The organism is Kluyvera sp. Awk 3, assembly GCF_028069715.1.
GTDB classification, from domain to species: domain Bacteria; phylum Pseudomonadota; class Gammaproteobacteria; order Enterobacterales; family Enterobacteriaceae; genus Kluyvera; species Kluyvera georgiana_A.
Genome location: NZ_JANEWH010000001.1, coordinates 130090 through 153828 on the forward strand (window position 1 = coordinate 130090; position 23739 = coordinate 153828).

The 23739-nt window shown below is 54.7% G+C and carries 25 protein-coding genes and 1 pseudogene; 13 read left to right on the plus strand and 13 right to left on the minus strand.

Annotation, left to right across the window (positions count from 1 at the left end):
- Positions 1-268: 268 nt before the first annotated feature.
- A complete protein-coding gene (gene maeB / locus NNN71_RS00580; RefSeq protein ID WP_163446123.1) occupies positions 269-2548 on the plus strand; it encodes an NADP-dependent oxaloacetate-decarboxylating malate dehydrogenase in 2280 nt (759 codons plus the stop codon).
- Positions 2549-2610: 62 nt separating this feature from the next.
- On the opposite strand, the gene hemF is transcribed toward maeB, so the two are convergent.
- Both hemF and amiA read right to left on the minus strand, forming a co-directional pair.
- Positions 2611-3513 (minus strand): oxygen-dependent coproporphyrinogen oxidase, encoded by a 903-nt coding sequence (gene hemF, locus NNN71_RS00585; protein ID WP_167575275.1) that lies wholly within the window; start codon positions 3511-3513, stop codon positions 2611-2613.
- A complete protein-coding gene (amiA, locus tag NNN71_RS00590; protein WP_064543656.1) occupies positions 3513-4382 on the minus strand; it encodes an N-acetylmuramoyl-L-alanine amidase AmiA in 870 nt (289 codons plus the stop codon). The genes hemF and amiA overlap by 1 nt, the downstream gene beginning before the upstream one ends.
- Before the next feature lie 213 nt (positions 4383-4595).
- Between amiA and NNN71_RS00595 the strand changes: the two genes are divergently transcribed.
- From NNN71_RS00595 to NNN71_RS00610, 4 genes are all read left to right on the plus strand, one after another.
- Positions 4596-5021 carry a GNAT family acetyltransferase gene (locus NNN71_RS00595; protein ID WP_035891508.1) on the plus strand — a complete coding sequence of 142 codons (426 nt, stop codon included), beginning with the start codon at positions 4596-4598 and terminating at the stop codon, positions 5019-5021.
- On the plus strand, positions 5008-5457 hold the full coding sequence (locus NNN71_RS00600) for a DUF2919 domain-containing protein (protein WP_167575276.1): 450 nt from the start codon (positions 5008-5010) through the stop codon (positions 5455-5457). Before NNN71_RS00595 ends, NNN71_RS00600 begins: the two co-directional genes overlap by 14 nt.
- Positions 5458-5518: 61 nt before the next feature.
- A complete protein-coding gene (locus NNN71_RS00605; protein ID WP_271457661.1) occupies positions 5519-6094 on the plus strand; it encodes an RpoE-regulated lipoprotein in 576 nt (191 codons plus the stop codon).
- A 98-nt stretch (positions 6095-6192) separates the two neighbouring features.
- On the plus strand, positions 6193-7092 hold the full coding sequence (locus NNN71_RS00610; RefSeq protein WP_271457662.1) for a Dyp-type peroxidase: 900 nt from the start codon (positions 6193-6195) through the stop codon (positions 7090-7092).
- Positions 7093-7130: 38 nt separating this feature from the next.
- Here NNN71_RS00610 and NNN71_RS00615 read toward each other — a convergent pair.
- Together NNN71_RS00615 and yefM are read right to left on the minus strand one after the other, a co-directional pair.
- Positions 7131-7382: pseudogene (locus tag NNN71_RS00615) on the minus strand (Txe/YoeB family addiction module toxin); the annotation flags it as partial.
- Positions 7379-7630, minus strand: a complete 252-nt coding sequence (yefM, locus tag NNN71_RS00620; RefSeq protein WP_271457663.1) for a YoeB-YefM toxin-antitoxin system antitoxin YefM — start codon at positions 7628-7630, stop codon at positions 7379-7381. The pseudogene NNN71_RS00615 and the gene yefM, both read right to left, overlap by 4 nt.
- Before the next feature lie 265 nt (positions 7631-7895).
- Here yefM and NNN71_RS00625 point away from each other — a divergent pair, with 265 nt between their 5' ends.
- From NNN71_RS00625 to cysM, 5 genes are all read left to right on the plus strand, one after another.
- Positions 7896-8912 (plus strand): sulfate ABC transporter substrate-binding protein, encoded by a 1017-nt coding sequence (locus NNN71_RS00625; protein ID WP_163446119.1) that lies wholly within the window; start codon positions 7896-7898, stop codon positions 8910-8912.
- Entirely contained in the window at positions 8912-9745 is an 834-nt protein-coding gene (gene cysT / locus NNN71_RS00630) for a sulfate/thiosulfate ABC transporter permease CysT (RefSeq protein ID WP_065355867.1), read from the plus strand. Before NNN71_RS00625 ends, cysT begins: the two co-directional genes overlap by 1 nt.
- Positions 9745-10620, plus strand: coding sequence for a sulfate/thiosulfate ABC transporter permease CysW (gene cysW, locus NNN71_RS00635; RefSeq protein WP_163446118.1), 876 nt, complete (start codon positions 9745-9747; stop codon positions 10618-10620). Before cysT ends, cysW begins: the two co-directional genes overlap by 1 nt.
- A complete protein-coding gene (gene cysA, locus NNN71_RS00640) occupies positions 10610-11704 on the plus strand; it encodes a sulfate/thiosulfate ABC transporter ATP-binding protein CysA (protein WP_271457664.1) in 1095 nt (364 codons plus the stop codon). Before cysW ends, cysA begins: the two co-directional genes overlap by 11 nt.
- Before the next feature lie 98 nt (positions 11705-11802).
- Positions 11803-12714: a cysteine synthase CysM gene (cysM, locus tag NNN71_RS00645; RefSeq protein ID WP_271457665.1), complete on the plus strand. Its 912-nt coding sequence runs from the start codon at positions 11803-11805 to the stop codon at positions 12712-12714.
- Here the strand turns inward: cysM and NNN71_RS00650 are convergent.
- The 3 genes from NNN71_RS00650 to ptsJ are packed head-to-tail and all read right to left on the minus strand — an operon-like array spanning position 12711 to position 15186.
- Positions 12711-13112, minus strand: coding sequence for a YybH family protein (locus tag NNN71_RS00650; protein WP_163446115.1), 402 nt, complete (start codon positions 13110-13112; stop codon positions 12711-12713). The two genes, cysM and NNN71_RS00650, sit on opposite strands and share 4 nt — an antisense overlap.
- Positions 13113-13121: 9 nt before the next feature.
- A complete protein-coding gene (locus NNN71_RS00655; protein WP_271457666.1) occupies positions 13122-13877 on the minus strand; it encodes a type 1 glutamine amidotransferase in 756 nt (251 codons plus the stop codon).
- Between the two features lie 13 nt (positions 13878-13890).
- Positions 13891-15186, minus strand: a complete 1296-nt coding sequence (gene ptsJ, locus NNN71_RS00660; protein ID WP_271457667.1) for a MocR-like B6 salvage transcription factor PtsJ — start codon at positions 15184-15186, stop codon at positions 13891-13893.
- 85 nt (positions 15187-15271) lie between these two features.
- Between ptsJ and pdxK the strand changes: the two genes are divergently transcribed.
- On the plus strand, positions 15272-16138 hold the full coding sequence (gene pdxK / locus NNN71_RS00665; RefSeq protein WP_271457668.1) for a pyridoxine/pyridoxal/pyridoxamine kinase: 867 nt from the start codon (positions 15272-15274) through the stop codon (positions 16136-16138).
- Complete coding sequence (locus NNN71_RS00670) at positions 16135-16374, plus strand: cytoplasmic protein (RefSeq protein ID WP_271457669.1); 240 nt, start codon at positions 16135-16137, stop codon at positions 16372-16374. Before pdxK ends, NNN71_RS00670 begins: the two co-directional genes overlap by 4 nt.
- A 134-nt stretch (positions 16375-16508) precedes the next feature.
- On the opposite strand, the gene crr is transcribed toward NNN71_RS00670, so the two are convergent.
- The 5 genes from crr to NNN71_RS00695 form a co-directional block, all read right to left on the minus strand.
- A complete protein-coding gene (gene crr, locus NNN71_RS00675; RefSeq protein WP_065355860.1) occupies positions 16509-17018 on the minus strand; it encodes a PTS glucose transporter subunit IIA in 510 nt (169 codons plus the stop codon).
- Between the two features lie 40 nt (positions 17019-17058).
- A complete protein-coding gene (gene ptsI / locus NNN71_RS00680; RefSeq protein WP_167575281.1) occupies positions 17059-18786 on the minus strand; it encodes a phosphoenolpyruvate-protein phosphotransferase PtsI in 1728 nt (575 codons plus the stop codon).
- 45 nt (positions 18787-18831) lie between these two features.
- Positions 18832-19089 (minus strand): phosphocarrier protein Hpr, encoded by a 258-nt coding sequence (ptsH, locus tag NNN71_RS00685; protein ID WP_002913505.1) that lies wholly within the window; start codon positions 19087-19089, stop codon positions 18832-18834.
- 385 nt (positions 19090-19474) lie between these two features.
- Positions 19475-20446 (minus strand): cysteine synthase A, encoded by a 972-nt coding sequence (cysK, locus tag NNN71_RS00690; RefSeq protein WP_163446109.1) that lies wholly within the window; start codon positions 20444-20446, stop codon positions 19475-19477.
- A gap of 169 nt (positions 20447-20615) precedes the next feature.
- A complete protein-coding gene (locus NNN71_RS00695) occupies positions 20616-21869 on the minus strand; it encodes an oligosaccharide MFS transporter (protein WP_164092351.1) in 1254 nt (417 codons plus the stop codon).
- A 284-nt stretch (positions 21870-22153) separates the two neighbouring features.
- On the opposite strand from NNN71_RS00695, the gene NNN71_RS00700 reads away from it, so the two are divergent.
- The gene (locus tag NNN71_RS00700; RefSeq protein WP_271457670.1) at positions 22154-23011 is read left to right on the plus strand and encodes a helix-turn-helix domain-containing protein; all 858 of its coding nucleotides are present in this window, start codon (positions 22154-22156) and stop codon (positions 23009-23011) included.
- On the opposite strand, the gene cysZ is transcribed toward NNN71_RS00700, so the two are convergent.
- On the minus strand, positions 22947-23708 hold the full coding sequence (gene cysZ / locus NNN71_RS00705) for a sulfate transporter CysZ (protein ID WP_065355855.1): 762 nt from the start codon (positions 23706-23708) through the stop codon (positions 22947-22949). The genes NNN71_RS00700 and cysZ overlap by 65 nt on opposite strands.
- Positions 23709-23739: the final 31 nt, after the last annotated feature.

A 23739-nucleotide genomic window follows, 5' to 3' on the forward strand; every position in this document is an offset into this window, starting at 1 on the left:
CCCTGCATCGCCCGGATGGCGGAAGGCGATAGCCGTTTGGTTATGGCTGGCATAACAAAAAAGCATATCCGGAAATCATGATCTTACTATCGATAGTTGATAACATAAGCGACATAAATAAATAACAAAGCAAGGCGTGTTCGCAAGAGTATGGCGGCCTTCAAAGTTTACCGGGCGGTCACAGGCGATACTAGGCGCTTCCTTCGGGAGTGCATCAGGACGTAATTGCGCTTCACCCTTTTAGTTTGATACGTGAAAGGAACCCTAAATGGACGACCAATTAAGACAAAGTGCCCTCGATTTCCATGAATTCCCCGTTCCAGGCAAAATTCAGGTAGCGCCGACCAAGCCGCTCGCCACCCAACGCGATCTCGCGCTGGCCTACTCGCCGGGCGTTGCCGCGCCGTGTCTGGAGATCGAAAAAGATCCGCTGGCGGCCTACAAATATACCGCGCGCGGTAACCTGGTAGCGGTGGTGTCCAACGGTACCGCCGTACTGGGTTTAGGCAATATCGGCGCATTGGCCGGTAAACCGGTGATGGAAGGTAAGGGTGTTTTGTTCAAGAAATTCGCCGGTATCGACGTTTTCGATATCGAAGTGGATGAAACCAACCCGGACAAATTTATCGATGTCGTGGCGGCGCTGGAGCCGACCTTTGGCGGCATCAACCTCGAAGACATCAAAGCGCCGGAATGTTTCTACATTGAACAGCAGCTGCGCGAGCGCATGAATATTCCTGTGTTCCACGACGATCAGCATGGCACCGCGATTATCAGTACCGCGGCCATCCTCAACGGCCTGCGCGTGGTGGAGAAAAACATCTCTGACGTTCGTATGGTGGTCTCCGGCGCGGGCGCGGCAGCGATTGCCTGTATGAACCTGCTGGTGGCGCTGGGGATGCAGAAACACAATATTGTGGTCTGCGACTCGAAGGGCGTGATCTATGAAGGCCGCGAGCCGAATATGGCGGAAACCAAAGCCGCCTACGCGGTGAAGGATGACGGCAAACGTACTCTGGACGACGTGATTGCCGACGCCGACATCTTCCTTGGCTGCTCCGGCCCGAAAGTGCTGACCCAGGAGATGGTGAAGAAAATGGCTCGCGCGCCGATGATCCTCGCGCTGGCGAACCCGGAGCCGGAAATTCTGCCGCCGCTGGCTAAAGAAGTACGCCCGGATGCGATTATCTGCACTGGTCGTTCCGACTACCCGAACCAGGTGAACAACGTGCTGTGCTTCCCGTTCATCTTCCGTGGTGCGCTGGACGTTGGCGCGACGGCGATTAACGAAGAGATGAAGCTGGCGGCAGTTCACGCGATCGCCGAACTGGCCCACGCCGAGCAGAGTGAAGTGGTGGCTTCCGCTTACGGTGACCAGGATCTGAGCTTTGGCCCGGACTACATTATTCCAAAACCGTTCGATCCGCGCCTGATCGTTAAGATCGCCCCGGCCGTGGCGAAAGCGGCGATGGACTCCGGCGTCGCAAAACGCCCGATTGCCGATTTTGACGCCTACATTGAGAAACTGAGCGAGTTTGTCTACAAGACCAACCTGTTTATGAAACCTATCTTCTCGCAGGCACGTAAAGAGCCGAAGCGCATCGTGCTGGCGGAAGGGGAAGACAACCGCGTGCTGCACGCCACCCAGGAGCTTATCACCCTGGGGCTGGCGAAGCCGATTCTGATTGGCCGTCCGAGCGTTATCGAGATGCGCCTGCAGAAGTTGGGCTTGCAGATTAAGCCGGGCGTCGACTTTGAAATCGTCAATAACGAATCAGACCCGCGCTTTAAAGAGTACTGGCAGGAATACTACAGCCTGATGAAGCGTCGCGGTATCACGCAGGAACAGGCGCAGCGCGAGATGCGCAGTAATACCACCGCGATTGGTTCAATCATGGTGCAGCGCGGCGAAGCGGACGGCATGATTTGCGGTACGATCGGTGATTACCATGAGCATTTCAGCGTGATCAACCCGTTATTCGGCTACCGTGACGGCGTGCATACCGCGGGCGCGATGAACGCGCTGCTGCTGCCGAGCGGTAACACCTTTATTGCCGATACCTACGTCAACAACGATCCGACACCGGAGCAGATTGCTGAAATCACCCTGATGGCGGCGGAAAGCGTGCGTCGTTTCGGTATCGAGCCGCGCGTGGCGTTGCTGTCGCACTCTAACTTTGGCTCTTCCGACTGCCCGTCGGCCAGCAAAATGCGCGATGCGCTGGAGCTGGTGAAGGCGCGCGCGCCGGAGCTGATGATTGATGGCGAAATGCACGGCGACGCCGCATTGGTTGAAAGCATCCGTAACGACCGCATGCCGGATAGCCCGCTGAAAGGTTCGGCGAATATTCTGGTGATGCCGAATATGGAAGCTGCGCGTATCAGCTATAACCTGCTGCGCGTTTCCAGTTCCGAAGGGGTGACCGTTGGGCCGGTGCTGATGGGGGTATCGAAACCGGTACATATCCTGACGCCGATCGCCTCCGTTCGCCGCATCGTCAACATGGTGGCGCTGGCGGTGGTTGAAGCCCAGACCCAGCCGCTGTAAAACAAAAAAAGCCCCATTTTGGGGCTTTTTCGTGAGGCCTGATGGCGCTTCGTTTATCAGGCTTACGAAAGCCAGTCTTTCACTTTGATAAATTCGCTCAGCGCCGCTTCCGGGCTGTTTTCATCCGGCTGGTAGTTATACTCCCAGCGCACCAGCGGCGGCATCGACATCAGAATCGACTCTGTGCGCCCGCCGGTTTGCAGGCCAAACAGCGTGCCTCTGTCCCACACCAGATTAAATTCAACGTAGCGCCCGCGACGGTAGAGCTGGAAATCACGCTCGCGTTCGCCGTAGGCGATATCTTTACGACGCTCGACGATCGGCAGATAGGCGTCGGTAAAACCTTTCCCCACCGCCTGCATAAAGCCAAAGCAGTGATCGAAGTCTGGCGTATTCAGATCGTCAAAGAACAGGCCGCCAATGCCGCGCTGCTCGTTACGATGCTTAAGATAGAAGTAGTCGTCGCACCACTTTTTGTAGCGCGGGTAGACGTCGTCGCCAAACGGTTGGCACAGGTCGCGTGCGACGGTGTGCCAGTGCACGGCGTCTTCGTTAAAGCCGTAGTAGGGGGTTAAATCGAAACCGCCGCCGAACCACCACACCGGCTCTGCACCGGGCTTTTCAGCAATAAAAAAGCGCACATTGGCGTGGCTGGTGGGCACATAAGGATTGCGCGGATGGATAACCAGCGAGACGCCCATCGCTTCGAAGCTACGTCCTGCCAGCTCCGGACGGTGCGCCGTGGCGGAAGCGGGCATGGCGTCGCCGTGTACGTGGGAGAAATTCACGCCCGCTTGCTCAAACAGCGCGCCGTCGCGTAGCACCCGGCTGCGGCCTCCGCCGCCGGCTTCACGCTGCCAGCTATCTTCAATAAATGCGCTGCCATCGAGCTGCTCAAGCTGCCGACAAATATCGTCCTGTAGCCCGAGCAGAAAGGCTTTGACCTGCTCTACGTTAATCTTCATCAGCGGCGCTTCGCGTGGGCTTTCTGGTTATCGAACCAGTGGAAGTAGCTGATGATGCCAGAAGCAATGGCATCGGCTATTTTCTGGCGAAACGCGGCCGTACCCAGCAGTTTTTCTTCCGCCGGGTTGGTGATAAACGAGGTTTCCACCAGCACCGACGGGATCGACGGCGACTTCAGCACCACGAACGCGGCTTGTTCAGTGCTGCGGCTGTGCAGCTTATGCACGGGCTTGATTTTCTTCAGCACGTGCGAGCCGAGCGTGAGGCTGTTTTTGATGGTATCGGTTTGTACCAGATCGAACAGCACCTGCTGGAGCAGATGGTCTTTATCCTTGGCCTTTTTACCCGCCAGTTCATCGGCGGCGTTTTCACGGTCTGACAGATATTTTGCCATGGCGCTACTGGCCCCGCGGTTGGAGAGGGCAAACACCGACGCCCCCGCAGCGGACGGATTGGTAAAACCATCGGCGTGGATCGACATAAACAGGTCCGCGCCGTGCTTGTGGGCAATCTCAACCCGATCGTACAGCGGAATAAAGGTGTCGCCTGAACGGGTCAGTTTGGCGTCGATACCGTTTTTCTGCAAAATGGCGCGCACGTTTTTAGCTATCGCCAGTACGACGTGCTTTTCTTTGGAACCGTTGTGGCCAATTGCGCCGGTATCAATACCGCCGTGGCCTGGGTCCAACATGACCAGTCGGCGATTCGAAGACTTTTTCGCCGGTTTGCTGTGACCATTGCTGGTTTTTAATGTTGTGTCTTTCGCGGCTGCCTGAGACGCGATTCCCGACAGCGTGAGCGCAGCCAATCCGGCTTTTAGCACCTGACGGCGCGAAGTCAGTATTTTTAAAGGTTTAAACGTGCTCATTCCGGCCTGAGTTGTAAAAACAAGAATCTGTATGTTATATCGTATCGCGATTTTGGTTACGACTGTTCGCGATGAGAATTGTTTTACTTTTCATTTCAATACGTGTCTGTACCTTATTATGCCATTTTTTTCACTGTGCCGCGTCAGATATTGGCTAAATTGGCCGTTCACGCCATAATCACTGTTTTTAAACCTGAAAAGGTGGGCAATACCATGGAGATACGCGTTTTTCGCCAGTCGGACTTTGAAGAGGTCATCACCCTGTGGGAGCGATGCGATCTGCTGCGACCATGGAACGATCCTGAGATGGACATCGAACGGAAGGTGAATCATGACGTCAGCCTGTTTCTGGTGGCGGAAGTGAACGGCGAAGTGGTTGGCACCATCATGGGCGGCTATGACGGCCATCGCGGATCGGCCTACTATCTCGGCGTGCACCCGGAGTATCGCGGGCGCGGCATTGCCAACGCGTTGCTCAACCGTCTTGAGAAAAAACTCATTGCTCGCGGCTGTCCGAAAATCCAGATTATGGTGCGCGAAGAAAACGACGTGGTGCTGGGCATGTACGAGCGCCTGGGCTATGAACATGCCGATGCCCAAAGCTTAGGAAAGCGCCTGATCGAAGATGAAGAGTACTGATTTTTCGCCCGCTGATTACGATGCGCAGGGCCGTCTGCGTTTGCCGTTTCTGTTCTGGTGCCTGCTGTTGTTGCAAGCGCGGACGTGGGTATTATTCCTGATGGCGGGGGCCTCCCGCGATCAGGGCGATGCCTTACTGAATTTGTTCTACCCCGACCACAGTCTCTTCTGGATTGGCCTGCTGCCCGGCGTACCGGCGGTGCTGGCGTTTTTGCTTAGCGGACGGCGACATGTCTACCCGCGTTTATGGCGTCTCCTTCATCCGGCGTTAGTTGTGGCCCAGTTGATTCTCCTGTTTTGGCAGCCGTGGTTGTGGCTCAGCGGCGAAGCCGTCTCCGGCGTTGGAGTAAGCCTGCTGGTTCTCGATATTTATGCTCTGTGGTGGCTGCTGAGCAATCGACGTTTACGCGCCTGTTTTCGTGATGTCACAGATTGAACGGCACTTTTTGTGTTTACTGGACTCCAATAGGCCTGACTTGAATTTATAGGAAGTAGGAATGAAATCGCTGCGTTTACTCTTGTGTGCACTGCCGCTGGCGCTGACCGGCTGTTCAACGTTGTCTTCGGTTAACTGGTCGGCGGCCTATCCGTGGAACTGGTTTGGATCTTCTGCTGGCGTGACCGAGCAGGGCGTTGGCGGCATTACCGGCACCACGGCGCTGAGCGAGCAGGCGATTAGCGACGCACTCGGCAGCGATTACCGCCTACGTAGCGGCATGAAGGCGCATGACGGCAACATCGTCCGCTATTTTGAAGCGCTGCGTGGTGACAAGGTGGCAATGGTCATCAACGGTGACAGCGGTACCGTCAGTCGTGTTGATGTGCTGGAGGACGGCATTGTCGCCGCCGACGGGGCGCAGGTCGGCACGGCCTTCAATACGCTCTACGACAAAGCGTATGGTCACTGCCAGGCCGCAAGCGGAGACGAGAGTAACGTCGTGGAATGTAAAGCGAAAGACAGCCAGCACATTAGCTACCAGTTCTCCGGCACCTGGCAGGGGCCGCAGGGCCTCATGCCACCTGACGACGCGCTGAAAAACTGGACGCTATCGAAAATCATCTGGCGACGCTAAATTTGATGTGGAATTGACCCGCTGCGGTGAAAAACGGGTACAATATGTGAGGTTTTTCTATGCCACGACGTCGTGGCATTTTATTTTCAGGAGGAGCGATGTCTCAGGTTCAGAGCGGCATTTTGCCGGAACATTGCCGCGCGGCGATTTGGATTGAAGCCAATGTGAAAGGGGACGTTAACGCCCTGCGTGCCGGCAGCAAAATTTTTGCCGAAAAGCTGGCGGCGTTCCAGGAAAAATTCCCGGAAGCGCATTTAGGCGCGGTAGTTGCGTTTGGCCACGACACCTGGCGCGAGCTGAGTGGCGGCGTGGGCGCTGAGGAACTGAAAGATTTTCCTCAGTATGGCAAGGGGCTGGCGCCTTCCACGCAGTTTGACGTACTGATCCACATCCTCTCTCTGCGTCATGACGTGAACTTCTCCGTGGCCCAGGCCGCGTTGGCCGCTTTTGGCGACTCGCTGGACGTGCAGGAAGAAGTACACGGCTTCCGTTGGGTTGAAGAACGCGACCTGAGCGGCTTTGTTGATGGTACTGAAAACCCGGCCGGTGAAGAAACCCGTCGTGAAGTGGCGGTGATCAAAGACGGCGTCGACGCGGGCGGCAGCTATGTTTTCGTGCAGCGCTGGGAGCACAACCTCAAGCAGCTTAACCGCATGAGCGTCCCGGATCAGGAAATGATGATTGGCCGTACCAAAGAAGCCAACGAAGAGATCGACGGCGACGATCGTCCGGAAACCTCGCACCTGACTCGCGTAGACCTGAAAGAAGATGGTAAAGGACTGAAGATTGTGCGTCAGAGCCTGCCGTACGGCACGGCCAGCGGTACGCACGGCCTGTACTTTTGCGCTTACTGCGCGCGTTTGCACAATATTGAACAGCAGTTGCTGAGCATGTTTGGCGATACCGACGGTAAGCGTGACGCAATGCTGCGCTTTACTAAGCCGGTGACCGGTGGGTATTACTTTGCGCCTTCGCTGGATAAGCTGGTGGCGTTGTAAGCTGCGCTCTCTTCAGAGGCCATGTGTTTAGTGGCCTGATAATGGTAGCGACAGGCGGCAATCATAAGAGCATCGTCTTCTACACTGTAAACCAGGCGATGCTCTAACGTAATTCTGCGGGACCAGTATCCTGCCAGACTGTGTCTCAGCGGTTCTGGTTTTCCTTTGCCGGTAAAAGGTGTACGTTTTATCTCCCTGATAAGCTCATTGATTTTCCTGATCATGTTCTTATCCGTTTCCTGCCAGTACAGATAATCATCCCATGCCTGTAATGACCAGATAAGTCTCATTCGATTAAATCTCTTTGAATGCCATTTCCGGATTTCAGCTCTTCCACTGCATCCATCAGTCGCTTAGCATTTGCAGGGAACTGCATCAACCAGGCTGTCTCCTCGAGTGAGTTGTACTCTTCAAGCGACATCAGTACACAGGCTTCGCCGTTTTGTCGGGTGATGAGGATTGGTGTACGCTCTTCCGCTGTCTGGCGCATGGTGTCTGAGAGGTTCTGCCTTGCTTCGCTGTAGCTGATAGTTCTCATGGTTTTCTCCTGATAATGTACATCTCATTTTACAATGGTGACGATTTTCTCACCATGAATCTGACTATTTGGAATCAGACCTGCCGCAATGGCAAGGCACGGGTAGCTTTCTTGCGAGGCGTTATCCAGATATTCCTGTTATGTTAAAAATCCTTATTCCCTTTTCAACTTCCAAATCACTAAACGGTATATAAAACCGTTACTCCTTTAGTACCCGTTATAAATACACTGATGCTCAGAAAGTCCTCACACTATAGGGTGCGCAATGGCGATTAAGTTACTGAAAAAAGGATACCTGACTCTGGCGGCATCTGTGCTGCTGATGGCTCAGGCGCAGGCGACGGAACTGTTGAACAGCTCCTATGACGTTTCCCGCGAGCTGTTTGCCGCCCTGAATACGCCGTTTGAGCAGCAGTGGGCGCAGGAGAATGGGGGGGACAAACTGACAATCAAGCAGTCCCATGCCGGTTCTTCCAAACAGGCGCTGGCAATTCTGCAGGGCTTAAAAGCAGACGTTGTAACTTATAACCAGGTAACCGACGTGCAGATTCTGCATGACAAGGGCAATCTGATTCCGGCGGACTGGCAGGCGCGTTTGCCGAATAACAGTTCGCCGTTCTATTCGACCATGGCGTTCCTGGTACGTAAGGGCAACCCGAAGAATATCCACAGCTGGAATGACCTGGTGCGCCCGGACGTGAAGCTGATTTTCCCGAACCCGAAAACCTCCGGTAACGCGCGCTATACCTATCTGGCGGCGTGGGGCGCGGCGGATCAAGCTGACGGTGGCGATAAAGCGAAAACCGAGCAGTTTATGACCCAGTTCCTGAAAAACGTCGAAGTGTTTGATACCGGCGGCCGTGGCGCAACCACCACTTTCGTGGAGCGTGGTCTGGGCGATGTGCTGATCACTTTCGAATCCGAAGTGAACAACATCCGCAAACAGTATGAAGCACAGGGCTTTGAAGTGGTGGTGCCAAAGGTCAATATTCTTGCGGAGTTCCCGGTGGCATGGGTGGATAAAAACGTGAAGGCCAACGGTACCGAGAAAGCGGCGAAGGCTTACCTGAACTATCTGTACAGCCCGCAGGCGCAGACCATCATCACCGATTACTACTACCGCGTGAATAACCCGCAGGTGATGGATAAGCTGAAAGATAAATTCCCGCAAACAGAACTGTTCCGCGTGGAGGACAAGTTTGGTGCCTGGCCGGAAGTGATGAAGACGCACTTCGCCAGCGGTGGCGAGTTAGACAAGCTGTTAGCGGCGGGGCGTAAGTAATGTTTGCTGTTTCCTCCAGGCGTGTGCTGCCGGGCTTTACCTTAAGCCTCGGCACCAGTCTGCTGTTTGTCTGTTTGATTCTGTTACTGCCGCTCAGCGCGCTGGTGATGCAGCTCGCTGAGATGAGCTGGTCGCAGTATTGGGAGGTGATCAGCAACCCGCAGGTGGTCGCTGCCTATAAGGTGACGCTGTTGTCGGCATTTGTCGCCTCTATCTTTAACGGCGTATTTGGTCTGTTGATGGCGTGGATTTTAACGCGCTACCGTTTTCCTGGCCGCACGTTGCTGGATGCCTTGATGGATCTGCCGTTCGCGCTGCCGACGGCTGTGGCTGGCCTGACGTTAGCATCGCTGTTCTCGGTAAACGGTTTGTACGGCGAATGGCTGGCGAAGTTTGATATCAAGGTGACCTATACCTGGATCGGCATCGCGGTGGCAATGGCGTTTACCAGTATCCCATTCGTGGTGCGTACCGTGCAGCCCGTGCTGGAGGAATTAGGCCCGGAGTATGAAGAAGCGGCAGAAACCTTGGGCGCAACGCGTTGGCAGAGCTTCCGTAAAGTGGTGCTGCCGGAGCTGTCTCCGGCGCTGTTGGCGGGTGTGGCGCTGTCCTTTACGCGTAGCCTCGGCGAGTTTGGCGCGGTGATATTCATCGCTGGCAACATCGCATGGAAGACGGAAGTGACCTCGCTGATGATCTTTATTCGCCTGCAGGAGTTTGATTATCCGGCGGCGAGTGCGATTGCTTCGGTGATCCTTGCAGCCTCTCTGCTGCTGCTGTTCACCATCAATACTTTGCAAAGTCGCTTTGGTCGGCGTGTGGTAGGTCATTAATGGCGGAAGTGACTCAATTGAAGCGTTATGACGCGCCCCGCTTTAACTGGGGCAAATGGTTTCTGATAGGTACCGGGGTACTGGTTTCGGCCCTTATCCTGTTGGTGCCGATGATTTATATCTTCATCCAGGCGTTCAGCAAAGGATTAATGCCGGTATTACAAAACCTGGCCGATCCGGACATGCTGCACGCCATCTGGCTGACGGTGATGATTGCGCTGATTACCGTGCCGGTAAACCTGGTATTCGGCGTGCTGCTCGCCTGGCTGGTGACGCGTTTTGACTTCCCGGGCCGTCAGTTGCTGCTGACGCTGCTGGACATCCCGTTTGCAGTCTCGCCGGTCGTAGCGGGTCTGGTGTATCTGCTGTTTTACGGCTCCAACGGTCCGCTTGGCGGCTGGCTGGAAGCACACAACCTGCAAATTATGTTTGCCTGGCCGGGCATGGTGCTGGTGACCATCTTCGTCACCTGTCCGTTTGTGGTTCGCGAGCTGGTCCCGGTGATGCTCAGCCAGGGTAGTCAGGAAGATGAAGCGGCGATTCTGCTTGGCGCGTCCGGCTGGCAAATGTTCAGACGCGTGACGTTACCGAATATTCGCTGGGCGCTGCTGTACGGCGTGGTGTTGACCAACGCTCGCGCTATCGGCGAGTTCGGCGCGGTATCGGTGGTTTCCGGCTCAATTCGCGGCGAGACCCTGTCGTTACCGTTACAGATTGAACTGCTTGAACAGGATTACAACGCCGTCGGTTCCTTTACCGCGGCGGCGCTGCTGACCCTGATGGCGATTCTGACGTTGTTTTTAAAGAGTGCGTTGCAGTGGCGTTTGCATAATCAAGAAAAACGCGCGCAACAGGAGGGAAATCATGAGCATTGAGATTGCCAATATTAAGAAATCTTTTGGTCGCACCCAGGTGCTGAATGATATCTCTCTGGATATCCCTTCCGGCCAGATGGTCGCGCTGTTGGGGCCCTCTGGCTCCGGGAAAACCACGCTGCTGCGTATTATCGCCGGGCTGGAGCACCAGACCAGTGGGCACATCCGTTTCCACGGCTCTGACGTCAGTCGCTTGCATGCGCGCGATCGTAAGGTGGGTTTCGTGTTCCAGCACTATGCGCTGTTCCGCCATATGACGGTGTTTGACAACATTGCTTTCGGTTTGACGGTGCTGCCGCGTCGTGAACGACCCAATGCCGCCACCATTAAAGCGAAAGTGACCAAACTGCTGGAGATGGTGCAACTGGCGCACCTTGCCGATCGCTATCCGGCGCAGCTTTCCGGCGGACAAAAGCAGCGTGTGGCGCTGGCTCGCGCATTGGCGGTGGAGCCACAAATTTTACTGCTCGATGAACCGTTCGGCGCGCTGGATGCGCAGGTGCGTAAAGAGCTGCGTCGCTGGCTGCGTCAGCTGCATGAAGAGCTGAAATTCACCAGCGTGTTCGTCACCCACGACCAGGAGGAGGCGATGGAAGTTGCTAACCGCGTGGTGGTGATGAGCCAGGGCAATATTGAACAAGCCGACGAGCCGGATCAGGTATGGCGCGAGCCAGCTACCCGCTTCGTGCTGGAGTTTATGGGCGAAGTGAACCGTCTGCAGGGTATCGTGCGCGGCGGGCAGTTCCACGTTGGCGCGCACCGCTGGCCGCTAGGCTACACGCCATCTTATCAGGGGCCCGTGGATCTGTTCCTGCGTCCGTGGGAAGTGGATGTCAGCCGTCGCACCAGCCTCGATTCGCCGCTGCCAGTGCAGGTGCTGGAAGCCAGCCCGAAAGGGCACTACACCCAATTAGTCGTGCAGCCGCTGGGGTGGTATCACGATCCGCTAACCGTGGTGATGCGCGGTGACGACGCGCCGCTGCGCGGCGAGCGTCTGTTTGTCGGCTTACAGAACGCGCGTTTGTATCATGGTGACGAGCGGATCGAATCCCATGAGACGCTTGCTCTGGCCGAAACGGCCTGATAGCTTAATCGCACGTGGTTTTGCCGGGGGGCGCTACGCTTGCCCGGCCGACGGCCCGGTACGCAAAACGCTGCCGGGTTTTTTATTGGACAGCAGAAGTGAATACATTAGAACAAACGATCGGCAACACGCCGCTGGTCAAATTACAGCGTCTGGGGCCGGAAAACGGCAGCGAAATCTGGATCAAACTGGAAGGTAACAACCCGGCAGGGTCGGTAAAAGACCGCGCGGCGCTGTCGATGATCGTCGAGGCGGAAAAGCGTGGTGAAATCAAACCGGGCGACGTACTGATTGAAGCCACCAGCGGAAATACCGGTATTGCACTGGCGATGATTGCCGCGCTGAAAGGCTACCGCATGAAGCTGCTGATGCCGGATAACATGAGTCAGGAACGCCGTGCGGCGATGCGTGCTTACGGCGCCGAATTGATTCTGGTGACCAAAGAACAGGGGATGGAAGGCGCCCGCGATTTAGCGCTGGAGATGGCCCAACGCGGTGAAGGCAAGCTGTTGGATCAGTTCAACAATCCGGACAACCCGTACGCACACTACACCACCACCGGCCCGGAAATCTGGCAGCAAACAGAAGGGCGTATCACCCATTTTGTTTCCAGCATGGGCACCACCGGCACCGTTACCGGCGTGTCGCGTTTTCTGCGCGAACAGGAGAAAGCAGTCACCATCGTTGGCCTACAGCCGGAAGAGGGCAGCAGCATTCCGGGCATTCGCCGCTGGCCTGCCGAGTATATGCCAGGGATTTTCAACGCCAGCCTGGTGGACCAGGTGCTGGATATTCACCAGAACGACGCGGAAAATACCATGCGCGCGCTGGCGGTAAAAGAAGGGGTGTTCTGCGGCGTCAGTTCCGGTGGCGCGGTTGCCGGCGCGATTCGCGTAGCGGAACAGAATCCGGGAGCTGTGGTGGTAGCGATCATCTGCGATCGCGGCGATCGCTACCTGTCTACCGGCGTGTTTGGCGAAGAGCACTTCAGCCAGGGGGCGGGGATCTAAACCGCAGGACTATCCAGCAGGTCGGTGCCGTAGGAGTTGTCTACCGTGCACAGCCAACGCCCTTCCTGCTGGCGAAACACGTAGGTCGCACGGCGCGTGACCTGTGTCGTGCCCCCTTCGGCGAGCGGGATATCTAACCGCGTTTCCATAATCACCAGCGCGTTATCGCCCCCTTCAATAATCTCCATACGACCCTGCGTTACCACCAGTCGATGCTGAAAGTAATCAGCGATGGCGATAAACGCTTTGCGGATGTTTTCCTTGCCGCTGACTACCATCCCCGGCTTGACGACCAGGGTGGCGTCGTCGGCATAGTATTCCATCAACGTGGCGTAGTCTTCCTGCGAGATGGCGCGGTCGCAGGCTTCGATAACGGCTCTTAGCGATGATGCTGGCATGTATTCTCCTTATAACCGTGTGCGATCCCGGTGGCGCTGCGCCGTAGACGAACTGGAGGGCGATTGGGTCAGCTTATCAAGAAATTCCCACAGTTTCTGGTTCATTTCACGATAATCATGGGTACGCATCTCATCTACTGAGCGAATGAATGGCTTGCCTTTGGCCTCAGCCAACTCCTGTTCAGAGTGTTGAATCAGCCCTTCAACCGCCTCGGCGGTAAATTCCATATGGCACTGGAAGCCGTACACCTTATCGCCATATTGTACGATCTGACGTGGACAGCCATCACTTTCGGCCAGAATGACCGTTCCGGCGGCTAAGCCCGGCATGTCGTTGTGCCAGTGGCCGACGGTGAGCGGTGAGCCAAAGTGGCTGAACAGCGGGTGCTGTTGGCCTGCTGCGGTGAGGATAATCGGGTAGTGACCAATCTCTTTTTCCGGGCTCTGACAAACGGCTGCGCCTAGCGCTTCACCAATCAGCTGCGAACCCAGGCAGATGCCGACGACGGTGCGCCCGGCGTCTATCGCCTGACGAATCAACCGCTGCTCGGCTTGTGAATCAAAGTAGGGGCACTCGGCAAGTGTAGTACGTGGCGACTGAGGTCCGCCGAACACCACCAGCATATCAAAGCCGTCAGCGTTGTCGGGGACGCTTTCATACCGATAGACGTGAGTCCAGCTAACGTCGTGGCCGCGAGACTCGGCCCAGGGGAGGTGAGCGCCTGCGGATTCAAACGATTCGTGAAGCACAAAATGGACGCGCATGGATGTTCTCCTGTCAGAGGCTAAGCGCATGATAAATATCGGACGCCAGACGATTGATGTCGTTGTCGTTAAGGGTTGAAAGGGTGATACGCAGGCCGTGCGCGGGCGCGTTGACGCCAAACGCTTCACCTTCGCGGACCAGCCAGCCTGCTTTTGCCAGCGCAAACGCTGTACGCTGACTGGGGGTTGCAAGCGGTAGCCATAGGTTCAGGCCGTCCCCCTGAAGCACGCCGTCTACACCGTGGCGGCCCAGTGCCTCAGCCAGTTTCTGCTGTTGGCCAGCATAAAACAGGCGGGATTCGGTGAGAGTACGTTGGTAGGCTTCGTCCGCCAGGCAAGCGTAAACCAGATCCTGTAACAGATGGCTGACCCATTGGCTACCGGCGTTAAGCCGTAGTCTTAGCCTGGCTGACGTGGCCGGGTCGCTGGCGACAAAAGCCAGCCGCAGGTCCGGGCCTAACGTTTTAGACATTGATCGAACCACGGCCCAGTGCTGGGTTTGCGGCGTGAGTACCGGATGCCAGGCCGCGGACGACAGCAGCGCAAAGTGGTCATCGACAATAACCAGTACCTGCGGGTAGCGACTCAGCACCTGCTGGATAGCGGCGGCGCGAGCGGCGCTCAGGCTGTAGCCTGTGGGGTTGTGGGCGCGTGGCGTTAAAATCACCGCGCGCGCGCCTTTGGCGAGCGCCAGTTCAAGCTTTTCCGCCACCAGTCCTTCGCCATCAATCTCTACCGGGCTGGCATTAAAACCGCTGTAGCGCAGCATGCTAATGCTGCTGAGAAAGCAGGGGTCTTCCACAACCACGCTGTCGCCGGGGAGCAAGTGCGCGCAGAGCAGGCGCTCAATGGCATCCACCGCGCCGTTGGTCAGGTCGATATCGCCGGCGGCGGGCATGGCATCCTGCATCCATTCCAGCGCCCAGTCATACAGCGCTGGAGACACCGGTGCATCACCGTAAAGGCGTGGCGTGCGGCTGATGTGCGAAAGATAACGCGCCAGGTCAGGTAATCTGGTCGTCGCCGGATTGCCGCTGGAAAGATCGGTGAGCGGCGTATGCGGATTCCCACCTTCCAGTGCCGTTGGCGCAGGTGTCTCTTTCACAACGGTGCCGTTGCGTCCCAGGCTTAGCGCCAGCCCTGAGGTCACCAGCCGTTTGTAGGCAGACGCCACCGTATTACGGTTTACCCCCAGTCTTGCAGCCAGTTCCCTGACCGGCGGCAGCGTTTCACCCTTCGCCAGTTGGCCGCTGGTGATATGCTGACGAATACTGTCAAAGATTTCGTTGGCGCTTTTTCCGTCGATCATTATTGACCTATGACAAAATGAAATTTAGCATATGACGATAATAGTGAGGCGCTCGCCCGCTGTCCAGAGTCATGAGGAGAAGGAGATGGGGCAGGATAGTGAAATACAGTCGGTGCTCTTCAACGATACGCACCGCGCGCTGCAAACGGATATCGTTGCCGTGCAGTCTCTGGTGGTTTATGGCTGCGTCGGCAACAGCATTGCCGTTCCGGCCATAAAAGCGCATGGCCTACGGGTCACCGCGGTACCAACGGTGCTGTTTAGCAACACGCCGCATTACGAGACGTTCTACGGTGGAATTATTCCCGGCGAATGGTTTGGCGGTTATCTCACCGCACTGAATGAACGTGACGCGTTGCGCGAGCTGAAGGCCGTGACCACCGGCTATATGGGCAGCGCTGAGCAGATTGCGCTGCTGGCGCAGTGGCTGAAAATGGTGAAGATCACGCATCCGGATATCTGCATTCTGGTCGACCCGGTAATTGGCGATGTCGACAGCGGGATGTATGTGAAGGCAGAAATTCCAGAGGCCTATCGTACGCACCTGTTGCCGCTGGCGCAGGGGCTAACGCCGAACGTATTTGAGCTGGAAATGCTGAGTGGTAAGCCCTGTGGCACGTTGAATGAGGCGATTGCGGCAGCGCAATCGCTGTTATCTGAGACGCTAAAATGGGTGGTGATCACCAGCGCGCCGGGCCAGTCGACAGAAAATATTACGGTGGCGGTAGTGACCGCGGAATCTACGGCCATCATTGACCATCCACGTCTGGAAACGGACTTAAAAGGCACTGGCGATCTGTTCTGCGCCGAGCTGATTAGCGGCATTGTGCAGAAAAAAACGCTGTCCGATGCCGCCCATGATGCGGCACAGCGGGTGCTTGAGGTGATGAGCTGGACGCAGAAATGCGGCTGCGATGAATTAATTCTGCCGCCGGCAGAGGAGGTGCGATGAAGAGCTACCGTCTGGTTATTCGCCATAACGGGCGTCTGGTGGGCCATTATGATACCAGTGGGCAAAATGCGCTGGAGGATGCCTGCGTCGCGCGTGCGATGTTCGGCGTCACCGGTGGTTATCAATGTGAGCTGCAGGTGTCCGATTCCGAACGTCGGATACTGGAAAGTGGCCCGGAGGGGATGAAAATCCTGATGCGCGAGCCATGCTTTCGCCCGGTGACCTCGCAGCTGTAATTGGTAAGCCGGATAAGGCGCTTGCGCCGCCATCCGGCAATCGTATGGCATATTGCCTGATGGCGCTGCGCTTATCAGGCCTACAGGCAAAAAAAATGGCGCCAATCGGCGCCATTTTTATATGCGGTTAAGAATTACTTCTTAATGCGAATCACCGGAGTTTCACCCACGGTAACGCTACCGGAAAGCTTGGTCAGCTCTTTGATCTCGTCCATGTTGGAGATAACAACCGGCGTCAGGGTAGACTTGGCTTTCTCTTCCAGCAGCGGCAGATCGAACTCGATAACGGTGTCGCCAACTTTCACGCGCTGGCCTTCTTCCGCGATACGTTTGAAACCTTCGCCTTTCAGTTCAACGGTGTCGATACCGAAGTGAACGAACAGCTCGATGCCGCTATCGGATTCGATAGAGAAAGCGTGGTTGGTTTCAAAGATTTTACCGATGGTGCCGTCAACCGGCGCAACCATTTTGTTGCCGGTCGGTTTGATAGCAATGCCATCACCAACGATTTTCTCAGCAAACACTACATCCGGTACGTCTTCGATGTTGACGATTTCACCAGAGAGCGGTGCAATGATCTCAATGGTTCCGGTGTCTTTTTTATCATCAGAAACCAGAGATTTCAGTTTATCGAACAAACCCATGATCTTCTCCTAAGCAGTAATTTGGGCCGCGTCTCGTGGATTAGCAGATTGTTTTTTCTTCAATGAACTTGTTAACCAACGCCAGTAATTCGTCTGTTGTTGGTTGCGCAAGTGCTTGCTCTGCTAATACCTTCGCATCTTCGAAGTTCGTGTTACGGATAATCTTCTTAATGCGCGGGATAGAAATGGCGCTCATAGAGAATTCGTCCAGACCCATCCCCAGCAACAGAAGTGTAGCACGTTCGTCGCCTGCAAGCTCACCACACATGCCAGTCCATTTGCCTTCAGCATGAGAAGCATCAATAACTTGCTTGATCAAATTGAGGACAGACGGCGACATTGGCTGGTAAAGATGTGAAATCATATCATTACCACGGTCAACTGCCAGAGTATACTGCGTTAAATCATTGGTGCCGATACTAAAGAAATCAACTTCTTTGGCTAAATGACGCGCAATTGTCGCCGCCGCCGGTGTTTCCACCATCACGCCGATTTCGATTGACTCGTCAAACGCTTTACCTTCGTCACGCAGTTCCTGTTTGTAGATCTCGATCTCTTTCTTCAGTGCACGCACTTCTTCAACGGAGATGATCATCGGGAACATGATGCGCAGCTTACCGAAAGCGGAAGCACGCAGGATGGCGCGTACCTGGTCACGCAGGATCTCTTTACGATCCATCGCGATACGCACGGCACGCCAGCCCAGGAACGGGTTCTCTTCTTTCGGGAAGTTCATGTACGGCAGCTCTTTATCGCCGCCGATATCCATGGTACGAACAATCACCGCCTGAGAGCCACAGGCTTCAGCAACGGCTTTGTACGCAGCAAACTGTTCTTCTTCAGTTGGCAGCGCGTCGCGGTCCATGAACAGGAATTCGGTGCGGTACAGACCAACACCTTCAGCGCCGTTACGCTCAGCACCGTCGATATCACGCACGGTACCGATGTTGGCACAAACTTCAACCTGGTGGCCATCAAGGGTGATTGCCGGCAGATCTTTCAGTTTTGCCAGTTCGGCTTTCTCAGAAGCAACCTGCTCCTGAACGGCACGAAGCTTGTCAATTTCTTCGTTGGTTGGGTTGACGTAAACCACGTTGTTTACGGCATCCAGAATCAGATAGTCGCCATTTTTCACCTGAGTGGTGACGCTACCGGTACCCACGATCGCTGGCAGTTCCAGGGAACGCGCCATGATAGAAGTGTGGGAAGTACGGCCACCGACGTCAGTGATGAAACCCAGCACCTTTTTCAGGTTCAGCTGTGCGGTTTCTGACGGCGTCAGGTCAGCGGCAACCAGGATAACTTCGTCCTGAATCGCGCTCAGGTCAATAATCGCCAGACCCAGGATGTTGCGCAGCAGGCGCTTACCGATGTCACGTACGTCAGCCGCACGTTCTTTCAGGTATTCATCATCCAGTTCTTCCAGGGCAGTCGCCTGACCTTCGATAACTTCATGCGCAGCCGCGTCAGCCGTCATGTTCTTATCTTTAATCAGGGCTATGATTTCCTGCTCCAGCTCCTCATCTTCGAGCAGCATGATATGCCCTTCGAAGATGGCTTCTTTTTCTTCACCGAAAGTTTCGCCAGCTTTAGTTTTGATAGCTTCGAGCTGCGCGGACGCCTTAGCGCGACCGTTCAGAAAACGCTCAACTTCCTGCTCAACCTTATCGGCAGAAATTTTCTTCCGGTCGATGACAATTTCATCTTCTTTCAGCAGCAATGCTTTACCGAAAGCGATACCCGGGGATGCTAAAATGCCTGAAATCATAACCCTACCTTACTTGTGACTGATATTTAAAAGAACTCGTTGAACTTACTCGAGTTCAGCCATCAGTTTAACCAGATGCTCAACTGCTTTCTGCTCGTCTTCACCTTCTGCGGACAGGGTGACAACAGTACCCTGAGTCAGGCCCAGAGTTTGCAGTTTGAACAGGCTTTTCGCGCTAGCGCTTTTGCCGTTGGAAGTCACAGTGATCTCAGAAGTGAAGCCTTTCGCTTCTTTAACAAACTGAGCAGCAGGGCGGGTATGCAGACCGTTCGGAGCGGTAATGGTAACTTCTTGCTGGAACATTATATTTCCCCAACTTATAGGTTTAGTGTTGTGGAACTAAAGTCTAGCCTGGTGGCTACACTTTAGCCTGTATTACTCAATTCAAGCGACGTCCACAAAATCAGCACTACCATCGGCGACAAACCTTCCGACGCAGACGCTTCTGGCCTTTGACGTTTCGCTTATCATTAAACATTATGCCGCGAAAGCAGGATTTGAACCAAATCATAAAATCGATTCAGCACAGGAAAAGCTGTAATGAATAATTTCGCGGCTCAAAATAAATATGATGGTTAAATACCAGACCTACGGAGGTGAAGCAATGCCAGGGGGGGTAAAAGTTTGACGTGCACCACAAAAAAGCACCCAAAAGGGTGCTTTTTTACACAATTTTAACGCGCTGGCATTACTGTTGCAGTTCTTTCTCAGTGAAGAGATCTGCGAACAACGCCGTGCTCAAATAGCGTTCACCCGAAGATGGTAGGATAACCACAATATTCTTATTGGTAAAGGTTTCATCTTCCTGGAGTTTCAGCGCTGCGGCAACCGCTGCACCGGAAGAGATCCCAGCCAGAATACCTTCTTCTTCCATCAGGCGACGCGCGGTGGAGATGGCTTCTTCATTGGTAATCGCGACGACTTTATCGATCAGCTTCAGATCGAGGTTGCCCGGGATGAAACCAGCGCCGATCCCCTGGATCTTATGCGGGCCTGGCTTCAGCTCTTCACCGGCCAGCGCCTGAGCGATAACCGGGGAGTCGGTAGGTTCAACGGCGACGGAAATCAGATCCGTTTTGCCTTTTGTGCCTTTAATATAGCGAGACACGCCGGTCAGCGTACCGCCGGTGCCCACGCCTGCAATGAAAACGTCAACCTGTCCGTCGGTATCTTCCCAGATTTCCGGGCCGGTGGTTTTTTCGTGAATTTCCGGGTTAGCCGGGTTGCTGAACTGTTGCAGCAGCAGATATTTTTCCGGGTTACTGGCGACGATTTCTTCCGCTTTCTGAATCGCGCCTTTCATCCCTTTCGCGCCTTCAGTCAGCACCAGGTTCGCGCCCAGCGCTTTCAGCAGCTTACGGCGTTCGATACTCATGGTTTCCGGCATGGTCAGCGTCAGTTTGTAACCGCGAGCGGCAGCGACATAGGCCAGAGCGATACCGGTGTTACCGCTGGTCGGTTCAACCAGCTCGATACCCGGTTTCAGTACACCGCGTTTTTCGGCATCCCAAATCATATTGGCACCGATACGGCATTTGACGCTGAAGCTCGGGTTACGTGATTCAACCTTCGCCAGGATGCGCCCGTTACCGATGCGGTTCAGTCGTACCAGCGGCGTATGACCGATAGTCAGGGAGTTATCTTCAAAAATCTTACTCATGGCCTGTCCTTAACTGTATGAAATTTGGGGTACTGGACCAGCATACCTGCTTAAAGATTCTGCGGAAGTAAGGATTTCGCATATCTATATACTGAAGGGAAATAATGGCAAGCGGGATGGAATAAGACAAGGTATAAGCCCCATCCATGTGGATGAGGCATGATATGCGTTAGCCCTGAGTCGCGGAGATCGGCGCTGGCGAGGTGCGGCCATAGCGTCCTTTACCGAGCACCTGAATGCCGATAAGCGTAATCACCCAGGCAATGACGCCCATCACCAGGTAGGTTTTGGCGAAGCCGTAGCGATCGTAGAGCATTCCGGCAATGGGGTTGATGAGCGCAATACCTAAGTAGTTAAAGCAGCCGAGGACCATATAAACGGTACCGGTTAAGCGCTTATCGAAGTAGAGGGAGAGATATTTAAAGATGGATACCAGCAGCAGCGCCATTTCCAGACCGTAGAAGGGTTTAATAATGGCAATCATCCACGCGTGGGTCGCCAGTGCGGAAACAATCAGCCGCAGTCCAATCACAAAACCCGCTAACAAGAGACCGTTGCGCGCGCCGACTTTATTAATCAGCCAGGGAATAGAAAACATAAGAATGAATTCGACGGCGGATTGAACTGAACCCATATAACCGAGCATCGCGTTACCCTGTTTATGGTCGGCAAAGAAGCTGACAAAATAACGCGGGAACTGCTGTTCGGCGCTCTGCATCATCCAGATAATTCCGCCGTAAAAGAGCATCAGGATCCAGAATCCACTTTGGGTAAAGAGCATTTTAACGTCAGTTTTATTGACCGGCGCTTTTTGCCCGGCGTTCACCGCCTGCCAGTCGATACCTTCGCCCTGCGTTTTTAGCATGCCGAGCAGCATAAGCAGCACCACGCAGGCCAGCGATGTGACGCAGAAGTTGTAGCTCGGCGACAGGTTGAACAGCTGCCCGGCAAACAGCGACGCCACTGCCCAGCCCATCGAACCCCACATCCGCACGCGGCCAAACTCAAAAGACCAGGCGCGGCTGTAGCGGTCGGCGTAGGATTCAAATACCAGCACCCCCGCCAGATACGCGAAGGAAAGATACAGCGCGCCAACCAGCATACCGGCAATCAGATTAAAACCGAGCAGCGGTTGATAGACCCAGATGAAAAAGGGAGCCGCCAGCACCGAAGCGAGGGTCACGATGACCAGCAGGTGTTTGCCGAGGCCGAGCTTATCCATGATATAGCCGCAGACGGGCTTCATCGCCAGTGCAAACAGGGCGTTGATTGACAGGACAAAGCCAATCTTTTCACTGTTCAGACCGACGTTATCGGCCAGCCAGATTGCCAGAAATGACCAGCTGGTGGACCATGCAAAATAGAAAACAAACAGACAGAGGCTTATTCTGATATAAGCCTGCTTATTTATCGTGCTGACCATATAATTCCACTCCATCGCGAAATGATGGCGCTACGTTAGCCCGAATAAGCGTCGCTGACTTTTATCTGATTGCCACCCTTCGGCCAGCCTGTCGTTTTTATCCTCAGAAGCTGTGTTGGCCCTCACAGAATGAAAATGACGCTTTTTCAAGCGCTGTCTGAGGACAATAAAACTCAATTTTCAGCCGTGATTTTTAAATTATTTCCCTTTAAAAATAAGGTGTTTGACAAGCTAATCGCCGGCGGTTTAATTTCGCTACTCTGACGATAGCTCAGGAAATGGCCATGCAAACTTTGCATCAATCCCGCATATTCAATCGCCCCGGCGATCGTGTTTGCGTGCAATATTGGTTGCCTGGCATCGCTTACCCCGAGCACGATCACGATTATCACGAAATACTCTTTTTGCTCTCCGGGACGATGACCCATATCGTCAACGGCTACCCCTGGTTTATGCGCGCGGGCTCTTTTATGGCGCTGCGCGCCGACGATCGTCACGCTTTTACTGAAATGCGGGAAACCTGCGCCATTAACCTGTTGCATGTTCCGCTGGGAGAGTTGAACTGGTTTAAAAGTCGTACTGCGCTGCTGTTTGAGGAACCTGAGCCACAGTTATGGTATATGGCGGTCCCCGAGTGGCTGAAGGTAGTGGGGGAGATTAACGCATTTGCCTGCACTGAGATGGGGGAGTGCAACGAGAGTGAGATGCTGCGTAGCGCGCAGCAGGAAACTTTCCTGCTGCGGCTGCTGAGCCAGTTGCCGGGTTATCGCCAGAAAACGAATGCGAAACTCAGCGTGGAGGAACGGTTATGCCTTGCGCTTTCATGGATAGAGTGTCACTGGCAGTCCAGAGTAGAGTGGACGACGCTGGCGGAACGTTATTCACTGACGTTACGCACCTTTCAGCGCCGTTTTAAACAGCGAACCGGGATGACGCCGCAGCAGTATTTAATCGCCCTACGGCTGCGTCACGCCCGATTTTTAATGCAGCAAGACGTTCTCTCGCTGCGGGATATTGCCGAGTACTGTCACTTCTACGATGCCAGTCACCTGAGCAACTGCCTGAAACAGCAGGCGCTTACTTCCACATCGCGTGTTTATCGCGATAGCAGTCGACCCACATTGCCGTCGCGCCGCAGATAGCTACCGGGATGATCACCAGGTTAAGCACCGGAATTAAGGTGAACAGGCTGGTCAGCGCGCCAAACTGCATGTTGGTGACCTTACGCGTGCGCAGCGCTTCACGCATGGTTTTAAACGGCACCTTATGGTTATCGAACGGGTAGTCACAGTACTGAATCGCCAGCATCCACGCGCTGAACAGGAACCACAGCACCGGTGCGACCGTCTGACCAATGCCCGGAATGAAATAGAGCAATAGCAGCACAACGGCGCGCGGCAGATACCACGCCAGCTTCTGCCATTCACGTTTCATGATGCGCGGCAGGTCTTTCATAATACCGACAATACCGGTATCCGGCGGAGTTGCGCCGGTTAAGCGCGCTTCCAACTGCTCTGCCAGCAGGCCATTAAACGGTGCGGCTATCCAGTTGGCGATAGTAGAAAAGAAGTAGCCGAAGACCAGCAAAATCGAAATCACGATAACCGGCCAAAGCAGATAGCTCAGCCACTGCAGCCAGTCGGGAATACGCCCCATCAGCGAGGGGATCCAGCTCTCCAGCTTGCTGAACAGCCACCAGAAGGCGCCGCCCATCAGCACAATATTGACCAACAGCGGTAAGATGACGAATCGGCGAATGCCCGGCAAGCCGATCAGTTTCCAGCCCTGAGAGAAATAGTAAACGCCGCTACGTGCGGCAGGGGTGGACGATGAAACCATGGTCAGATGAAGCTCCTTTGTCTGACTACAT